This window comes from Bradyrhizobium sp. CER78, assembly GCF_029846235.1.
Taxonomy (GTDB): Bacteria; Pseudomonadota; Alphaproteobacteria; order Rhizobiales; family Xanthobacteraceae; genus Bradyrhizobium.
Window position 1 is genome coordinate 105,472 of record NZ_JARVWP010000007.1, and the last position, 15,552, is coordinate 121,023.

A 15,552-nucleotide genomic window follows, 5' to 3' on the forward strand; every position below is an offset into this window, starting at 1 on the left:
CCCTGCTTCGGCGCTCATGCCCGATATCGACAATCGGCAAGCTCCAGCTTCACACGCGCTTTTGCACGACCTATTCGCTCAAACAGATGCGGCGGTCGAGAGTCCTAAACGGTATCCGAATGGCCTCGCAGCATCGTCTCGACACAGGACGCGATCTCCAGCAAGCGCCGGTCGGCATTCCTGCGGCCGATCAGCATCAGGCCGACGGGAAGACCATCGATCGGTATCGGCAACGAGATCGACGGACAATCGAGCAGATTGGCGACCCGTGGATTGCGAAGCACCAGACCATTGGCCCGATGAAACGCACTGTCCTCCTCGACCGACGACAGCAGCGGCGCGCGGATTGGCGTCGTCGGCAGGATGAAAACCTCATCATTGCCGAAGGACTGCTCGAAGGATCGGATGGCCGTTTCCCGCAGCCGTACCATGCGCACATAGTCGATGCCGAGGATGCCGGCGCCCGCCTCGATACGAACGCGGGTTTTCGGATCGATGCCATCCAGGCTCGATAGGCCGAGACCGCGCAGCGTCGCGCCAACCTCGATCGACGGAAAGGTACCGATCCCGTCGATCTCTGCGACATTGTCGAGCGCAGCCTCGATCGACCCATCCGCGATCTGCAAGCCACCTGATCGAAGCCGCTCGACGGCACTCTCAAACGCGCCGAGCACCTCCGGTTCGCAACCGTGAAACAGGCGACCGCGAGCGATAGTGAGCCGAAACGTATAGGGAGAGGCGAGCTGCGGCCGCGACACCACGTCGCCACCCGAAAGCACCTGATCGGCCACGAAGCAGTCCGCAACGCTTGAAGCAATCGGACCGATGGTATCGAGGCTCGACGACAGCGAGAACGCGCCGGCAGTCGGCACGAAGCCGCTCGTCGGCTTGAAGCCGATTGCACCCGACAGCGCCGCCGGAATTCGGATCGACCCTCCGGTGTCGCTGCCGATGGCGATGTCGGCCATGCCGTCGACGACCGAGACGACAGCCCCAGATGAGGATCCTCCCGGAGCGCGCCGACGGTCGCGGGGGTTGCCCGGCACCCCATCGTTCGGGTTGGTGCCGAGCGCCGAGAAGGCAAACTCGGTCATTTGCGTCTTGCCGATGATCACGGCTCCCGCCGCGCGCAAACGCTTCACAGCCAGCGCGTCTTCAGCGGCGGGAGGCAAAGCGCGCAGGACGGCGGAACCCGAGCTCGTCACGGTGCCGGCGACGTCGAACAGAGCCTTGACCGAGACAATACGACCGTCGAGCGGGCCGCGCGTCGTCCCGGCAGCGGCTCGCCGATCGGCGGCTTCGGCCTCGCACCGGGCACTCTCCTCGAACAGGGCGGTGAAGGTATTCGCTGCGTCAGATGATCGCGCGCGCGTCAGTGCGGCTTCCAATCGCGCCGCGGCGGTGCCTTGAGAGTGGTCGTTAGCTGACGTCATTGGTCGACGCTCCTCACCGGACGTTGGTGCTCAAGAGACGACCGGAAGCACGTCGATATCGTAGCCGTGGGTCAGGGAGCGCTTGAGAACCGGGTCGCTCAGCTCCATTTCGAAGCGCGTTCCGGGACGAATTCCACCGATCGCCCCCGGCGTCCCACAGAACATCAAGGTCCCGGCGGCAAGGATGTCGGCGTTCGCGTAGCGGCGAATCAGATCGCGCGGCGTTCTCAGCGAGGAGACCGGGCTCTCCTGATAGAGCACCCGTCTGCCGTCGATCGTCGCCCACGCGCGAAGCACCAGTTCGTCCCAGTGCGGCTCGACATCGGCGTAGGACCAGAGCTGCCGGCCGACCGGCTTGCCGCAGAGCTGCTTCGAAAGTGCGATACCGGCGGCTTCCGCTTTGCGATCGGTATGATCGGATCCGATTCCGATCCAGAGTCCGTCGGCCATGGCGACCACGACGGGCTCGACCTCACCGGAACTGTCCGGACCGAGCACGGTCAAGCGATCCGCCTGCGTCAGCGTCTGGGCTGCGACACGGTAGTAGAGCGGCGTCGTCGACGGGCGCGGGATTCCGAGCGCCGCGAGCTCCTCGATATGGTGCTCGATCGCCGCCGCGTTTCTGCCCGCCCAGCCTGCGATCACGAGCGATTCGATTTCGACGCCGACGTGATAGGTCCGATCCTTCGCGATACGGTCAAACTTCATGAACATGGGCTTTGTCATCCTTGGTAGACGGAACGAGAATCTCGCCACGCTCGATCTGCAACGTGCGATCGGCGACGCGGTCGAGCAGGGCCGGCGAGGATTCCGTGATCAGCAGGGCGAGCTCCGGCCGGTGCTTGCGCAGCTCACCGAGCGTCCGTGCATAATCGAGCGCAAGGGCCGGCGCCAGCCCCTGGAAGGGTTCGTCGAGCAACAGGACCTTGCGCGCCACCATCAGTGCACGGCCGAGCGCAACCATCTTGCCCTGCCCGCCGGACACGCCGCCCGCAGGCCGGGACCGCATCGCATGCAGTTCGGGCAGCAACGTATAGATCTCCTCCAGCCTGTGAACGATTTCCGGCTTGGCGAGGTTCAGCGCCAGTGCCGGAAGGCGGATGTTCTCCTCGACGCTTAACTCCGGTACCAGCCGGCGATCTTCCGGCGCATATCCGATGCCGGACCGGGCGCGCGTGTAGGCCGGCCGGCTGCCGAGATCGTCGGCATCGAGGTGGATCGAGCCCTCGTCGTGCGCGATCAGCCCCATGATCGCGCGAAGCGTCGTCGTCTTGCCGGCGCCATTGCGGCCGATCAACACCGTCGTCTTGCGCGCGATGATTTCGCAGCTGACCTTGCGCAGCACGCGAACGCCCTCGATCGAGACGCTGACCTTGTCGAGCCTGAGCATTAGGCCACTCCCACGACGCGTTCGCGGACTTGCGCGTTGCCGAACACCTCGTCGGGCCGCCCTTCGGCCATGATATTCCCGGCATTCCACACCAGGACGCGGCTTGCATAACGTGCAACCACGTCCATGTCGTGCTCGACGAAAAGCGCGGTGATGCGGCGCTGGCGCAGCGCGCTCATCAGGGCTTCCATCAGCGGGAAGCGCTCCAGCGCACTCACGCCGCTGGTCGGCTCGTCCAGCAGCAGGAGCCGCGGCTTGAGCGCCAGGGCAACCGCGATGTCGAGCAGCTTGCGATGACCTTCAGGCAAGGTGCTGCTGATCCGGCCGGCATCGCCGTCGAGCCCGACCAGTTCGAGCAAGGCCATTGCCTCGTCGCGCCGCTTCGCCGTTTCAAGCGGCCGGACCGCGCTCCACAGTCCGTCTTTCGCGGCAAGCGCCAGCATCATGTTGTCGATCACGCGCTGCGCGGAGAACAGCTGCGGGATCTGAAAGGCGCGCGCGACGCCGCGTCGCGCAATGGCGCGCGGCGACAGCCGGGTGATATCGTTGCCGTCGAGCAGAACGCTGCCTGAAACCGGGCGGATATAACCCGTGCAGATGTTGAGCAGCGTCGTCTTGCCCGATCCGTTCGGACCGATGATCGCGAGGAATTCACCGTCGTGGATCGCGATGCTTGCCCCGTCGGCGGCCTTGACCCCGTTGAATGCGACGCAGAGGTTCTTGGCCTCCAGGATAGGACGCCTCATGGGCTCGACGCCTCCTTGCGCGCGAATAGTCCATAGATGCCCTGCGGCATGAACATGATCACGATGATCAGAGCCATGCCCACGATCAGATTCCAGGCATCGGTCACGGTGACGGCTGCGCTGTGCAGCAGCTCGAGGAACAAGGCGCCGATGAACGCGCCCGGCACGCCACCGATGCCGCCAAGCACGGCGATCAGGACGAGATGGCCGGATGCCGTCCAGAACGCGAAGTCGGGAACCACGCGACCGATCGCAAAGGCCGAGATCGCGCCGCCGAGCCCGGCGAGAGCCGCCGATATCACATAGGCGATCAACAGCACCGCCCAGACCGGAATGCCCAGATATTCGAGCCTGATCTCATTGGTGTGGACGGCCGACAGCGCATGGCCCAACGGACTGTCGAGATAGCGCTGGACGGCGAGACCGACGAGCACCATCAGCGCCAGGCTGAGATAGAACAGCACGCTCTTGAACACCGGCTCGGCAAAGATGATGCCGAACACCGCCGGAATCGGAACGGGCATGCCGTCCGTTCCGCCCGTGACCCCGTAGAGCTTGGCGCACAGCGCGTAGAACACCATGGAGACCGCGAGGTTCAACATCGCGAAGAAGATCGCGCGATACCGGACGAGGAACGCGCCGGCGATCGCGCCGGTCAGCGCGGCGACCAGCACCGAGAGCAGCAGGAGCAATCCAAGATCGTTGATGCCGGCATGGGCCAGGAAGGCGACGCCGTAGGCGCTGGCCGCGAAGAACATCGCATGGCCGATCGAGATCAGCCCGGCCCGCAGCAGCACCGCGACACCGAGCGCCGCAAAGCCCTTGGCGATCGCGAGCGTCAACACGAACTGCAGCCACGGCGCGGCGACGGGAAGGACGGCGAGCGTGAGAACCGCGGCGGCGGTCAGGATGATCCGCATCATATCCTCCGCGCCGTGACCGATCCGAACAGGCCGTAGGGGCGGATCAGAAGCACGACCAGCATGGCCGCATATGGCGCAACGGCGTCCAGCGAAGGCGCGAGATAGATCGCGAGCACGCGCGCCAGACCGACGATCAGCGAGGCGACCGCGGCGCCCTCGATCTGCCCGAGCCCTCCGATCGCCGCCACCGCAAAGGCAAGCACCATGGTGTCGGCCCCAAGCCCCGGTGCAATGCCCGATGTCGGCGTCGACAGGGCTCCTCCGAGCGCGGCGAGGAACACGCCGAGTGAGAACGCCAGGACGAAGATCCGGTTGGTATCGATACCGATCGACTGCGCCATTTCACGGTCGGTCACGACGGCGGTGATCAGGCGCCCGAGCCGCGTGTGGTTGATCAGGAGCCGCAGCCCGACGACGACCAGGACCGCCATGCCGACCAGCAGGATCTGGTAGTTGAGATAAACCACGCCGCCGATGCTCGACGTGCCAAGCAATCGCATCGGCGCGTCCTCGTAGAGGGATTGCACGCCGAAGACCAGCCGCTGCAAGTCCTCCAGGATGAGGAACAGTCCGAACGTGATCAGGATCTGGACCGCCTCGGACTTGCCGTATGTCCATCGGACCAGGCTGCGCTCGATCAGCGGACCGAAGATGGCGGCGACGAAGACCGCACTGAACAGCAACGCGGCAAACGATAAATAAGAGTTGAGCTGCCGGCTCGCGATGAACAGGCAGGCCGACGCTGCCGCATAGCCACCGATCGAGTAGAGACTGCCGTGAGCCACGTTGAGGACGCGCAGCACGCTGAACACCAGCGTCAGGCCCACCGCCGCGAAGAAGATCAACGCGGCGCTGGCCAGGCTATCCAGCAGCAGGGGAATGATTGCATTCGACATCGGCTTAACGCCTGCGTGATGGGTTGCGAGTGGACGCTATCGTTCGCCGATCTTGTAGCTCCCCGGCTTCGGAAGGCTTTTGGCGAATTCGGGCTTGAGCGTCGAAATCCAGGCCAGCGGATCCTGACCGGCCTGCGGCATCAGGCTGTCGCCCTTGTAGCGGACCATGTCGCCGATCACGGGAAACGGCTGCGCCGACGTCTTCATGGTCACTCCGACGATCTGGTCGACGAGACCGTCATTGTCGGCCCGCGTCTGCGTGATGCCGGTCAAGGTGGCGACCTTGCTCCCCTTCATGGCGGCCGCGAGCTCGGCACGGGTCGGCCACTTTCCGCCATTCTTCTGCATGGCGCCCTCGTAGGCGGCCTTCACGTAGATCAGCGCATTGGCCATCTTGATGGACGGAAACACCGGGTACTCGCCGAAGCGCGACTTGTAGGCCTCGGCGAACTTCACCGTCTCGGGATTGACCTTTGCGTCCGGCGACATCCACCAGCCATCACCCAGGACCCCAACGATCACGCCATCCGGCAACGGTACGCGCTGCAGCACGGTTTCGCCGAGCGCGAGGACCACCTGACTGGATGTGAACAGCGCGCGCGGCGTCGCCTGGCGAACGAAGTTTTCGAGGTCGGCGCCCCAGAGATTGGAGAAGACGACGTCCGGGCGCGCGGTGGTGAGGCGTGAAATCTCGGTCTGGTAATTCGGCGAGCCGAGCTTCGGATAGAGCTCGGCGACGATCTCGACGTCCGGCTTAAGCGCCTTGAGCGCCGCGGTGAATATCTTGGCAGCATCATGGCCGAACGCATAATCCGGATTGATGATCGCCACCGTCTTCACGTCCGGCTTGCGATCCAGAAGATAGATCGCGTAGGCGATGAACTCGGGCACGGTGTTGCCGTTGGGACGGAACACATACTTGCTCTTGCCGTCCATGAGCAGCTGGTGGGTATCGCAGTTCCAGCCGACGGTCGGAACCTCCAGCTGCTCGGCGATCGGCGCCAGCGCAAGACAGGTGGCGCTCGACAAGGCAGCGACCATCACCTGGTTCTTCGCATCTCCGGCCAGCCGGCGATATTCCGCGATCACGCCTTGCGCGCCCTGCGCCTCGTCGACGAAGGTCGCGGTGACCGGAACGCCTCCGATCCCGCCCTTGGCGTTAATCTCGTCAATCATGAGATCGGCGGCGTTCTTGCCGGGCATGCCATAGGCCGCGGCGGGACCGGACGTGAACGTGAAGATGCCAAGTCCCACCGAGCCCGGCTTGTCCTGCGCAGCGACCGGAGTTGCCGCCACGACGCAAATCGCAAGAGCGCCCGCAAGGCCATCGACCACCACGCGGAGATTGGCGCGGGGCAATTCCCAATTCAACCGGAAGCGCGGTTGAAGCGAGGACAGGCAACGCGCGAATGCGAGCGAGATATTCTTGAACGCCATATTTTCCCCCTTGGAGCGGTCGAACGATGTTTGTCGGTGCTGGCGGACCGGCCTCAAACCGGATCGAAATAATGCATTTCGAGAAGCAGGCAGCCGTTGACGGACTTGAACGGACCGTGCGGCGCGTGTGGCGGCCGGCAGGCATAGGTGTTGGGCGGGAAGCTCTTGCCGCCCTCGCCCTTCTCGTCATTGCCGACGATCAGGTCGCCGGAGACGAGATAGACCTCTTCCCAATACTCGTGCGAAAACGGTGCGGTCGTGTAGACGCCCGGTGCAAAGCGCAACAGCCGGGTTCGCGTCCCGCGCCGGTTCTCCTCGTCGAGCGCGCCCGCGAGGATCTTCTGCTGGATGCCGGCAGGATAGCCTGCGGGCGTTTCCCAACCGGTGCTCATGTCGAGCGTATAGAATTCGTCGTGCTTCTTGTTGACGGGCATATGTCGTCTCCGTTGGTTCAGGCGGCTTTGCTGGCGATCGAGATGCCGTTGAGGTCGTAGGAATCGAGCATCGTCTGGACCAGACGATCGGCGCCGGACCAGTCGTAGGTGCGATAGGAGTGCCCCTTGGTGACGAAGGTCGCGCCGGCGTAGAACATCTCGTACTGCTGATGGCGAGACCCGAACTCGGATCCGACCGCATCCCAGGCGAGCTTGTAGAACTTCACCCGGTCGTGCGAATTGGCCTTCGGCGACTGCTGGGTCTTGCCGATCAGGGCCGCAATCTCGGGGTTATCGAAGTCGGCGACCGACGACGGAAGCATGATCATGCCGCCGCCGGCGAGTTCGCGCAGCGTATTGATGATGTGCGCGTAGAGCTGCTGCGTCAGCACCTGCGCGGAATAGAGCGTATGCCGGTCCGGGATGAAATAGGGACCGACCTGCGCGCCCTTCGCCTCCATCGCTGCCACCAGGGCGTCGACCATGCCGGTCTCGGCTGCAAGCTGACCGAGCATCTCGCGCACCTGCGGGAACTGGGTGACGCCGTTCATTTCAGCGGTGCGATGCGCGAGGCCGGCCAGGAACTTGAGCTTCACGCTCAGCCGCACCATCGCCTGGTAGTTCTGATAGACGTGGCAGGGCGTAGCGTGAAACTGTTTCTGGCACATTTCGACGTTGCCCTCGATGAAGACGCGATCCCAGGGAACCTTCACATCGTCGAAGTAGAGGACCGAGTCGTTCTCGTCGAAGCGGCTCGACAACGGATTGTCGAACACCGCGCCGGCTGCATCCTCATAGGACTTGCGCGACAGCATCTTGAGGCCCTTTGCGTTCATCGGGATCGCAAAGGACATCGCATAGCGCTCTTCGCCCGGACGCATCGGCTGGATGGTCGTGACGAAAACCTCGTCGGCGACCACGCCTCCGGTGGCGAGCATCTTGGCGCCGCGGATCGTGATCCCTTCTGCATCGCGATCGACGACGCCGGCGGTGAGGAACGGATCCGCCTGCTCGGCGGCCCCCTTCGAACGATCGGCCTGCGGATTGATGATCACGTAGGTCAGGTAGAGGTCGTTGTCGCGCGCATAGCGGTAGTAGCTCTCCAGTGCGCCCGCTCGGGCCGGATCGTACGCCTTGAAGACGTCGAGCCCCATGTAGAGACCTGAGATGCACGAGGCGACATGGTCCGGGGCCCGGCCCATGAAGCCGGCATGCAGCGCAGCCCATGCTTCCAGTGCCTTCCGCCGCTGGACGAGATCGGCGTAGGACGTCGGCAGCTGCCAGATCCGGTTGGCACGTCCGGCGTCGGTCTCGAACGTCATGAGATCGACGTTCTCCCTGGCGCTCGCGAAGTCGAACAGACCGGCCATCGAGCCGGCGAGATTTCGATAGGCATGATGAGCGGTCACGTCGCCGACCGCAGCCCCGTTGATGTAGATGGTCCGTCCGTCCTTCAGGCCAGACAGATATTCCTTTGCGCTACGCATCGCGGTTCTCCGGTTCGAAGCTAGTAATGAATGGGAAGCGGCCAGGTCGGCTCGCGCTCGGTTTCGTCGACGAGGTCGCGATAGCGGCCCCGGAAGAAGATCAACGGCGCGGCCGGCTCGCTGCGCGCGGAGTGACGGACGACGCGGACCACGAAAATCACGTGATCGCCACCGTCGTAGCTTGCAAATGGGGCGCACTCGAAATGAGCCAGGGCACCCGATATCAGCGGGGCTTCGGCGTGGCCGACCGACGTCTTGACCTGATCCCACTTGTTGGAAAGGGCGCGCGCGAACTGATTGGAAATCTGTTCCTGATCGCGGGCGAGGATGTTGACCGCGAATCCCTTGGCATCGAGCATCGCGGGCAGGCTTTTTGCCTTGCGGTCGACGCTGAACAGGACCAGCGGCGGATCGAGCGAGACGGAGTTGAACGAGCTCATGGTCATGCCGATGAGCTCTTCGCCCTGGCCGCGCGCGGTGACCACCGCAACGCCCGTTGCGAACTCACCCAACACTCGCCTGAATGCACGGTCCTCCATGGGACGCCTGCCTCGCTGCTTCGACCCCGATTTATAATTTTCAGATAGCTTTCTGACAAAGCTATTTAGGAATGTCAAGCCCTCTTGATGGGCACGCGCATGCGTGCTTCTTAGGCAAATTCGCAAGCCTATGATTTCGCGGGGAGAACGACCGTGACCGAAGCGCTTTTGACGGCGTCGAAGCCCGAACTGCTCGACAAGGAGGGGGACCGAACGCTTCGCGGCGTCCTCTACGACTATTTCGCCTTCGGACGCAGCCTTGAAGCCTGCCGTGAGATATTCGCGAACTTCGTCGACCTGTCGACCACTCAGTATCTGATCCTGATCGCAATCAAGAATTCGACGGCGGAAGAGCCGATGGGAGTCAATCAGGTCGCCGAACGGCTGTATCTGAGCGGCGCCTTTGTCACCAACGAGATCAACAAGCTGGTCTCCGACGGCCTTCTCGAGAAGAGCCCGCATCCGGACGACCGGCGGCGCGTGCAACTCACGCTCACCCAGCACGGCCTCGGTCTATTGACCCGTCTTGCCGCCCTGCAACGCCCCGTCAACGATGCGCTGTTCGGGATGCTGACGCGCGATGAGTTCAAGGTACTGTCTCAATTGCTATCGCGTCTAGCGTCGAACGCGGACAGCGCGCTGAAACTTGCGGAGCATGTCAAGGCGACGCTCAAGTTTGAGGAGGATCAGCGGGCCTCCGCAGCAACGTCACCGGAGTCTCGCAAGAAACGGCGCGCGACGATTCGAAAGGCTCGGTGACGCCAGCAGGCGGCTGCCTCACGTCTCAGAGGCTGCCCGATGGGCAACCTTCAAGAACAAAGGGCGTGCAAAGGCCGGGGGAGAACCGGTAGTCTACCGGCACGGGGTTACACGAGGTGACCGATGGCGATGCCCACAGTGCAACTGGCTGACAGGCTTTTCCAACGAGAGTCGCTCGTCCTGAGCAGCGACGATCTCGATGAGGTCGTCGACGGCTGCACCCGGGCACTGCGACCGCACCAGCTCCGCATCATGGACCGGAGGGCGACACTCTCGACAACACTTCATCATCTCCCGATCGGCACGTTCTCGCTCAATCGGCTGCACTACGGCGCCGATGTGATTGTTGCTCCGGCGGTGCCGGAGGAAGACAATTTCCTGATCACACTGCCCTTGCGAGGCAATGCGCGGTTCGCATACGGATCGGAGGATGCGTCGGTCTCGCCGGGGCATGGCGCCATTGTCAGCCCCTATCGTCAATTTCGCTTCGAGATCGGTGCTGCATTCGACCAGGTCGTGCTGAGACTGAATCGTCGCCGCGTCGAAACGATTTGCGCCGCGATGATCGGCGCTGCGAAGCCTCAATCTGTCGACTTCCAACTCCCGGTCACCGGTATGCCAGCCTTCTGGCTGTACCTCCTCGAAGCAGCCGCGAGCCTTTCGATAGCGGGCTCGGCGCTTGATCGCGCAAGGCTGTCCGTCCAGCTTGAAGAACTGATCATTCAATCCCTGCTGCTTTCGCTGCCGAACAATTTCACCAATTCGATCTTGGCCGCCAGCCGCCACGCATCGACCGCGCAGGTGCGCCGCGCCATCGAGTATATGCGGGATCATATCGAGGAGCCTATCCGGCTCACGGATGTCGCGCGGCACGCCGGCCTGAGCTTGCGGAGCCTGCAACTCGCCTTCCAGCGCGAATTCGGCACCTCGCCCGGCCGTTGGCTGCGGACCGAGCGGTTGGACAGGGTTCATGCGATCCTGTCGTCAGCCGCGCCCGGGAGCGTTTCTGTCACCGACGTCGCGTTGCGCTGGGGCTTCCTCCACCTCGGAGAATTCGCCGCACACTACAAGACGCGCTATGGCCGAAGGCCATCCGACGTTTTGGCAAAGCGGACGTGAACGACCGCAGCGTCAGCACAAATTGCGCGTTTCCGATTTCGAAATTCGTAAAGCCGCTAGCGACGTTGCCTCGATCGACGGAGCATCTGCCGACCCGACGCCGTGATCAGGACGGCGGCAACGATGGAGCGGCTCATGCGGTTTGTGCTTGTTCATGGCGCCTGGCATTACGGCGAACTCTGGGATCCGGTACGCAGCCACCTGGAAAAGGCCGGCCACGAGGTTCACACTCCAACCGCCGGAGGGCTAGGCCCGCATGACGACAAGCAAGTCGGTCTGCACGGCGCATCGGCGCCGATCATCGACTACATCAGAAAGCACGACCTGCGCGACTATGTGCTGGTCGGACATAGTTGGGGCGGCTATCTGATATCGCGTGTGGCGATCGAAATGCCAGAGCGCGTCCGCCGCCTTGTTTTCTTCGCCGCGTTCGTGCCGGGGCACGGGCGCGCGCTCGTGGACGAAATCCCGCCGCACCTGCGCGCGGCGCTGCAGGCAAGCGCCGACGAGCGTAGAGATGGCTCCGTCGTGCTGCCGTTCATGGTTTGGCGCGATGCGTTTTTCAATGACGGAACGGCCGAACACGCCCGGGAGGTCTACGACGTGCTCCGGCCGCAACCGTTCGGAGCGTTCACCGACAAGGCCGACATGACCGGCTGGGACAAGGTGCCGCCGGCGTTCAGCTATCTCGCGCCCTACGAGGACAACGATATTTCGCAAGGCGAATGGGGCCGTCACCCGCGCTTGTCCAATCGGCTTGGTGTCTTCCGTCTGGTCGGCATGGCGGGGAGTCACGAAGTGCTCCTGACAAATCCCGAGCTGACGGCGGACAAGTTCATTGAGGCCGGCCGGGACTAGAGCATGATCCGGAAAAGTGCGAAGCGGTTTTCCGAAAAGATCATGCGCAAACAAAAGGCTAAAGCGCGATGACGATTCAACCCAATCTCATCGCGCTTTAGGCCGCTCGCTAAAGCGCGGCGGGCGTGAAGGCGCTTCTCGTCGCAGCGACGATCACCATTTCAATGCTGGGGTACGCACTGGGGCGTCCCACAGCGCGGCCGTCTCGGCATCGAGCAGGCTCACCGTGAGCGAGCAGCCGGCCATATCCAGCGAGGTGACGTAGCTGCCGACCAGCGAGCGCGCGATGCGCAGGCCGCGCTGCTCGAGCATGCGGCGGGCCGCATTGTACATCAGATAGAGCTCGATCGTCGGCGTGCCGCCGAAGCCGTTGACCAACAGCAGGGCCTCGGAGCCCGTGGGGGCCGCGAGATCGTCGGCGATGGCGGTCGTCATTTCCGAAGCGATCGCGTCGGCCTGTGCGAGCTTGACACGGCGACGGCCCGGCTCGCCGTGGATGCCGACGCCCATCTCCATCTCGTCCTCGCCGAGCGCGAAGGTCGGCGTGCCCGCGGCAGGCACCGTGCAGCTGGTCAGCGCCACGCCCATCGAACGCGTCCGCGCGTTGACGCGCTCGCCGAGCGCGACGCAAGTCGCAAGATCGGCGCCCTTCTCGGCGGCGGCGCCGACGATCTTCTCGACGATCAAGGTGCCTGCGACGCCGCGGCGCCCGATGCTGTGGGTCGATTTCTCGACCGCGACGTCGTCGTCGGTCACGATGGTGGCAGTTTTGCCTTCCGCGATCTCGGCCGCCATCTCGAAGTTCATGCGGTCGCCGGCATAGTTCTTGACGATGAACAGCACCCCGGCATCGCCCGCGACCGCCTGCGCGGCCTCGACGATCTGGTCCGGCGTCGGCGAGGTGAACACCTGTCCGGGACAGGCGGCATCCAGCATGCCGTGGCCGACGAAGCCGGCATGCAGCGGCTCATGCCCGCTGCCGCCGCCCGAGACCAGCGCGACCTTGTTGCGGTTCAGCTCGCGGCGGCGAACGAATTTGCGCTCGGCGCCCAGCGTGACCAGATCGGCATGTGCCGCCGCGAAGCCGTCGAGGCTTTCGCTGAGCACGTTGTCGACTGCATTGATGAACTTCTTCATGGTGTCCTCCCCGCTTCGTCGGTCCGGCGTTTTCGCCTATTTTTCCCGCATGATGCCGATCAGGCGCCGCGTGAATTCCTGCAGCAGCGCGTCGAGCTCGGCATTGCGCTTGGCGCTGCCGAGATCCGGCAGATGCAGCGTCAGCGTCCGCTCGTGCGAGCTCTCGCTGAGCCGACCGACGCGCCGCGGATGCGCCCGCGCATAGGCGCGAAGAAAGGCGGCCTTCGCCTGCGGCGGGAAGTGGCAGACATCGAAGATCGTGTTGAGATGCTGCACCGGGATCGGCACCGGATAGGCCGGATTGCTGATCTGGCTGACGAAGCTGCGGTTCTTGCCCATGGCATGGGCGAGGCGCAGCCGCATCCCCGACGGGCGGCTCTCCAGCACCTCCTTGAAGATGCGCTTGTAGGCCGCAACCGCGCCGGCTTCGGGCGCTTCATCGGCCGCCGTGTCAGCCAACACCGCCTCCGCTGCTCAGCCGGTCGATGGTCTGCTTGATCTGCGCTAGCGCCGATGCGTTCACCGACAATTCGCGCAGGCCGCAGTTCAGCAGCGCGGGAAGACAGCGCGGATCGCCGGCCATGTCGCCGCACAGGCTGACACTGACGCCGGCGCGGCGGCCGTGCTCCGCGGTCCGCGAAATCAGTTCGAGCACTGCAGGATGCAGGGGGTCCATCAGAGGGGCGAGAGCTCCGTTGGAACGATCGCAAGCCAAAACATATTGCGCGAGATCGTTCGAGCCGATCGAGAAGAAGGAGGCCTTGAAGCTCGAGACCGCCAAGGCCGCCGCGGGGACTTCGACCATGATTCCCAGCTCGGGAAGCATCGCGGCAATGCCGTCCGCCTGCAAGCGCTGCACGACGTCGGCGAACAGCTTCCGCCCCGCCTCGAGCTCGTCGGCTGAGGTCACCATCGGGAACATGACCTTGAGATTGCCGCGCACCGCGGCGCGGGCGAGCGCGCGGAGCTGGACGGCAAAAATCTCGGGCCGGGCGAGGCAAAGCCGCAAGCCGCGCACGCCGAGGAACGGATTGGCTTCGCCGTCGAAGGTAAAGCCGGGCACCGGCTTGTCGCCGCCGGCATCGAAGGTGCGGATCGTCACGGGCCGCTGGCCGGCCCAGCGCAACACCGCATCATAGGCCTGGAATTGGGTCTCCTCATCCGGCAGCTCGCTGTGCCCGGCGAGCAGGAATTCGGTCCGCATCAGGCCGATGCCGTCGGCATATTGCGCATCCGCATGCTCGAGATCGTCGACCCGCTGGATGTTGATCAGGAGCTTGATGTGCTCGCCGCGCCACGAGGCGGTCGGTCGCCGCAGGATCGCGCGGGCGGATGCCCGGCTCTTGCGATGGCTCTCACGCCGCTTCTCGAAGATGCGCACCTGCTCGGCGCTGGGATCGAGCTCCAGCGTCGCGCCTTCGCCGTCGAGCAACGCCGTCGCGCCGGCATCCGGAATGGCGCCGAGCTGCACCACCATCGGGATGCCGCGCGCGCGTGCCAGCATCGCGACATGGCTGGTCGGACTGCCGTGCAGCAGCGCCAGGCCGCCGCCGCCGGACCAGTCGATCTCCAGAAAGCGCGACGGCGGCAGGTCGTCGGCACAGACGACGCCGCCGCTCGGAATCTTCAGCGGCTCGCCCTCGTCGCCGCGCAGGATGTGGACCACGCGGTCGCGCAAGTCCGCAAGGTCCGACGAGCGGGCCTGCAGATACTCATCCGCCGCCGCATTGTACTCCGCGATCTGCTCGTCGAGCGTCGAACGCCATGCGACGTCGGCCGGACGCCCTTCGCCGATCGACGCGAAGATCTGTTCGATCAGATCCTCGTCCTCCAGCAATGCGACCTGGAATTCGAGGATCTGCGCGGCTTCACCGCCGGCGCTGGCGGCAAGATCGGCGATCTGCCCGCTGGCGAGATCGATCGCCTTGCGCAGAGCGAGCGCCTCCTCGACCAGCGTGCCGGCCACCCGCTCGCCGCCCGCGCCGGCATCAACGCGAACCAGCGGGCCATGGGCAAAGCCGATCGAGGCGGTCCTGCCGCGGTAAGCCGATCCTGCAGCGCCGCCCTGCATCTAGCCTGCTCCATCCGGGAAATCGCTGGCGACCAGATCGACCAGGGCCGCGACGGCGGCCTCGGCGTCGCTGCCGGAGGCCTTGATCTCGATCGTGCTGCCGTGCGCGGCGCGCATCGCCATGATCTTGGCCACGCTCTTGGCATTGATCCACTCGGGCGCACCCGCGACGCGCACCGAGATCTGGGCCTGGAACTTCTTGGCGAGCTTGGTCAGCTTGACCGCCGGGCGCGCGTGCATGCCGACCGCATGCACCAGCCGCACATTGCCGGTGAAGATCTGTCCGTCCGCTCTATCAAGCATGCTCATCATCCATTCATCGC

At 64.4% G+C, this 15,552-nt stretch carries 17 protein-coding genes; 3 read left to right on the forward strand and 14 right to left on the reverse strand.

Features of this window, described 5'->3' with window-relative positions; genetic code table 11:
- Positions 1-104: 104 nt before the first annotated feature.
- The 10 genes from QDT69_RS17040 to QDT69_RS17085 are packed head-to-tail and all read right to left on the reverse strand — an operon-like array spanning position 105 to position 9,285.
- Positions 105-1,433 (reverse strand): amidase family protein, encoded by a 1,329-nt coding sequence (locus QDT69_RS17040; protein WP_279707628.1) that lies wholly within the window; start codon positions 1,431-1,433, stop codon positions 105-107.
- A 30-nt stretch (positions 1,434-1,463) separates the two neighbouring features.
- The gene (locus tag QDT69_RS17045; protein ID WP_279707629.1) at positions 1,464-2,147 is read right to left on the reverse strand and encodes a DUF2848 domain-containing protein; all 684 of its coding nucleotides are present in this window, start codon (positions 2,145-2,147) and stop codon (positions 1,464-1,466) included.
- A complete protein-coding gene (locus tag QDT69_RS17050) occupies positions 2,131-2,823 on the reverse strand; it encodes an ATP-binding cassette domain-containing protein (RefSeq protein WP_279707630.1) in 693 nt (230 codons plus the stop codon). Before QDT69_RS17050 ends, QDT69_RS17045 begins: the two co-directional genes overlap by 17 nt.
- Positions 2,823-3,569, reverse strand: a complete 747-nt coding sequence (locus QDT69_RS17055; protein ID WP_279707631.1) for an ATP-binding cassette domain-containing protein — start codon at positions 3,567-3,569, stop codon at positions 2,823-2,825. Before QDT69_RS17055 ends, QDT69_RS17050 begins: the two co-directional genes overlap by 1 nt.
- Positions 3,566-4,489: a branched-chain amino acid ABC transporter permease gene (locus QDT69_RS17060; protein WP_279707632.1), complete on the reverse strand. Its 924-nt coding sequence runs from the start codon at positions 4,487-4,489 to the stop codon at positions 3,566-3,568. Before QDT69_RS17060 ends, QDT69_RS17055 begins: the two co-directional genes overlap by 4 nt.
- Complete coding sequence (locus QDT69_RS17065; protein WP_279707633.1) at positions 4,489-5,388, reverse strand: branched-chain amino acid ABC transporter permease; 900 nt, start codon at positions 5,386-5,388, stop codon at positions 4,489-4,491. Before QDT69_RS17065 ends, QDT69_RS17060 begins: the two co-directional genes overlap by 1 nt.
- A gap of 36 nt (positions 5,389-5,424) precedes the next feature.
- On the reverse strand, positions 5,425-6,825 hold the full coding sequence (locus QDT69_RS17070) for an ABC transporter substrate-binding protein (protein WP_279707634.1): 1,401 nt from the start codon (positions 6,823-6,825) through the stop codon (positions 5,425-5,427).
- 53 nt (positions 6,826-6,878) lie between these two features.
- Positions 6,879-7,259 (reverse strand): cupin, encoded by a 381-nt coding sequence (locus tag QDT69_RS17075; RefSeq protein ID WP_279707636.1) that lies wholly within the window; start codon positions 7,257-7,259, stop codon positions 6,879-6,881.
- A gap of 17 nt (positions 7,260-7,276) precedes the next feature.
- Positions 7,277-8,746, reverse strand: coding sequence for a 4-hydroxyphenylacetate 3-hydroxylase N-terminal domain-containing protein (locus QDT69_RS17080; protein ID WP_279707637.1), 1,470 nt, complete (start codon positions 8,744-8,746; stop codon positions 7,277-7,279).
- Positions 8,747-8,766: 20 nt separating this feature from the next.
- Positions 8,767-9,285 carry a flavin reductase family protein gene (locus QDT69_RS17085; protein ID WP_279707898.1) on the reverse strand — a complete coding sequence of 173 codons (519 nt, stop codon included), beginning with the start codon at positions 9,283-9,285 and terminating at the stop codon, positions 8,767-8,769.
- Between the two features lie 153 nt (positions 9,286-9,438).
- Here QDT69_RS17085 and QDT69_RS17090 point away from each other — a divergent pair, with 153 nt between their 5' ends.
- The 3 genes from QDT69_RS17090 to QDT69_RS17100 all read left to right on the forward strand — a co-directional run bounded on the left by QDT69_RS17090 (position 9,439) and on the right by QDT69_RS17100 (position 12,021).
- A complete protein-coding gene (locus QDT69_RS17090) occupies positions 9,439-10,044 on the forward strand; it encodes a MarR family transcriptional regulator (protein WP_279707638.1) in 606 nt (201 codons plus the stop codon).
- Positions 10,045-10,167: 123 nt separating this feature from the next.
- A complete protein-coding gene (locus tag QDT69_RS17095; RefSeq protein WP_279707639.1) occupies positions 10,168-11,163 on the forward strand; it encodes a helix-turn-helix domain-containing protein in 996 nt (331 codons plus the stop codon).
- A 135-nt stretch (positions 11,164-11,298) separates the two neighbouring features.
- Entirely contained in the window at positions 11,299-12,021 is a 723-nt protein-coding gene (locus QDT69_RS17100) for an alpha/beta hydrolase (protein WP_279707641.1), read from the forward strand.
- 153 nt (positions 12,022-12,174) lie between these two features.
- Here the strand turns inward: QDT69_RS17100 and dhaK are convergent, their stop codons facing one another.
- The 4 genes from dhaK to QDT69_RS17120 are packed head-to-tail and all read right to left on the reverse strand — an operon-like array spanning position 12,175 to position 15,541.
- Positions 12,175-13,158 (reverse strand): dihydroxyacetone kinase subunit DhaK, encoded by a 984-nt coding sequence (gene dhaK, locus QDT69_RS17105; RefSeq protein WP_279707643.1) that lies wholly within the window; start codon positions 13,156-13,158, stop codon positions 12,175-12,177.
- 36 nt (positions 13,159-13,194) lie between these two features.
- Entirely contained in the window at positions 13,195-13,617 is a 423-nt protein-coding gene (locus QDT69_RS17110; protein WP_279707645.1) for a hypothetical protein, read from the reverse strand.
- Entirely contained in the window at positions 13,610-15,229 is a 1,620-nt protein-coding gene (gene ptsP, locus QDT69_RS17115) for a phosphoenolpyruvate--protein phosphotransferase (RefSeq protein WP_279707646.1), read from the reverse strand. The genes QDT69_RS17110 and ptsP overlap by 8 nt, the downstream gene beginning before the upstream one ends.
- Positions 15,230-15,541: an HPr family phosphocarrier protein gene (locus QDT69_RS17120; protein ID WP_194458348.1), complete on the reverse strand. Its 312-nt coding sequence runs from the start codon at positions 15,539-15,541 to the stop codon at positions 15,230-15,232. It abuts the gene before it with no gap.
- Positions 15,542-15,552 lie beyond the last annotated feature (11 nt).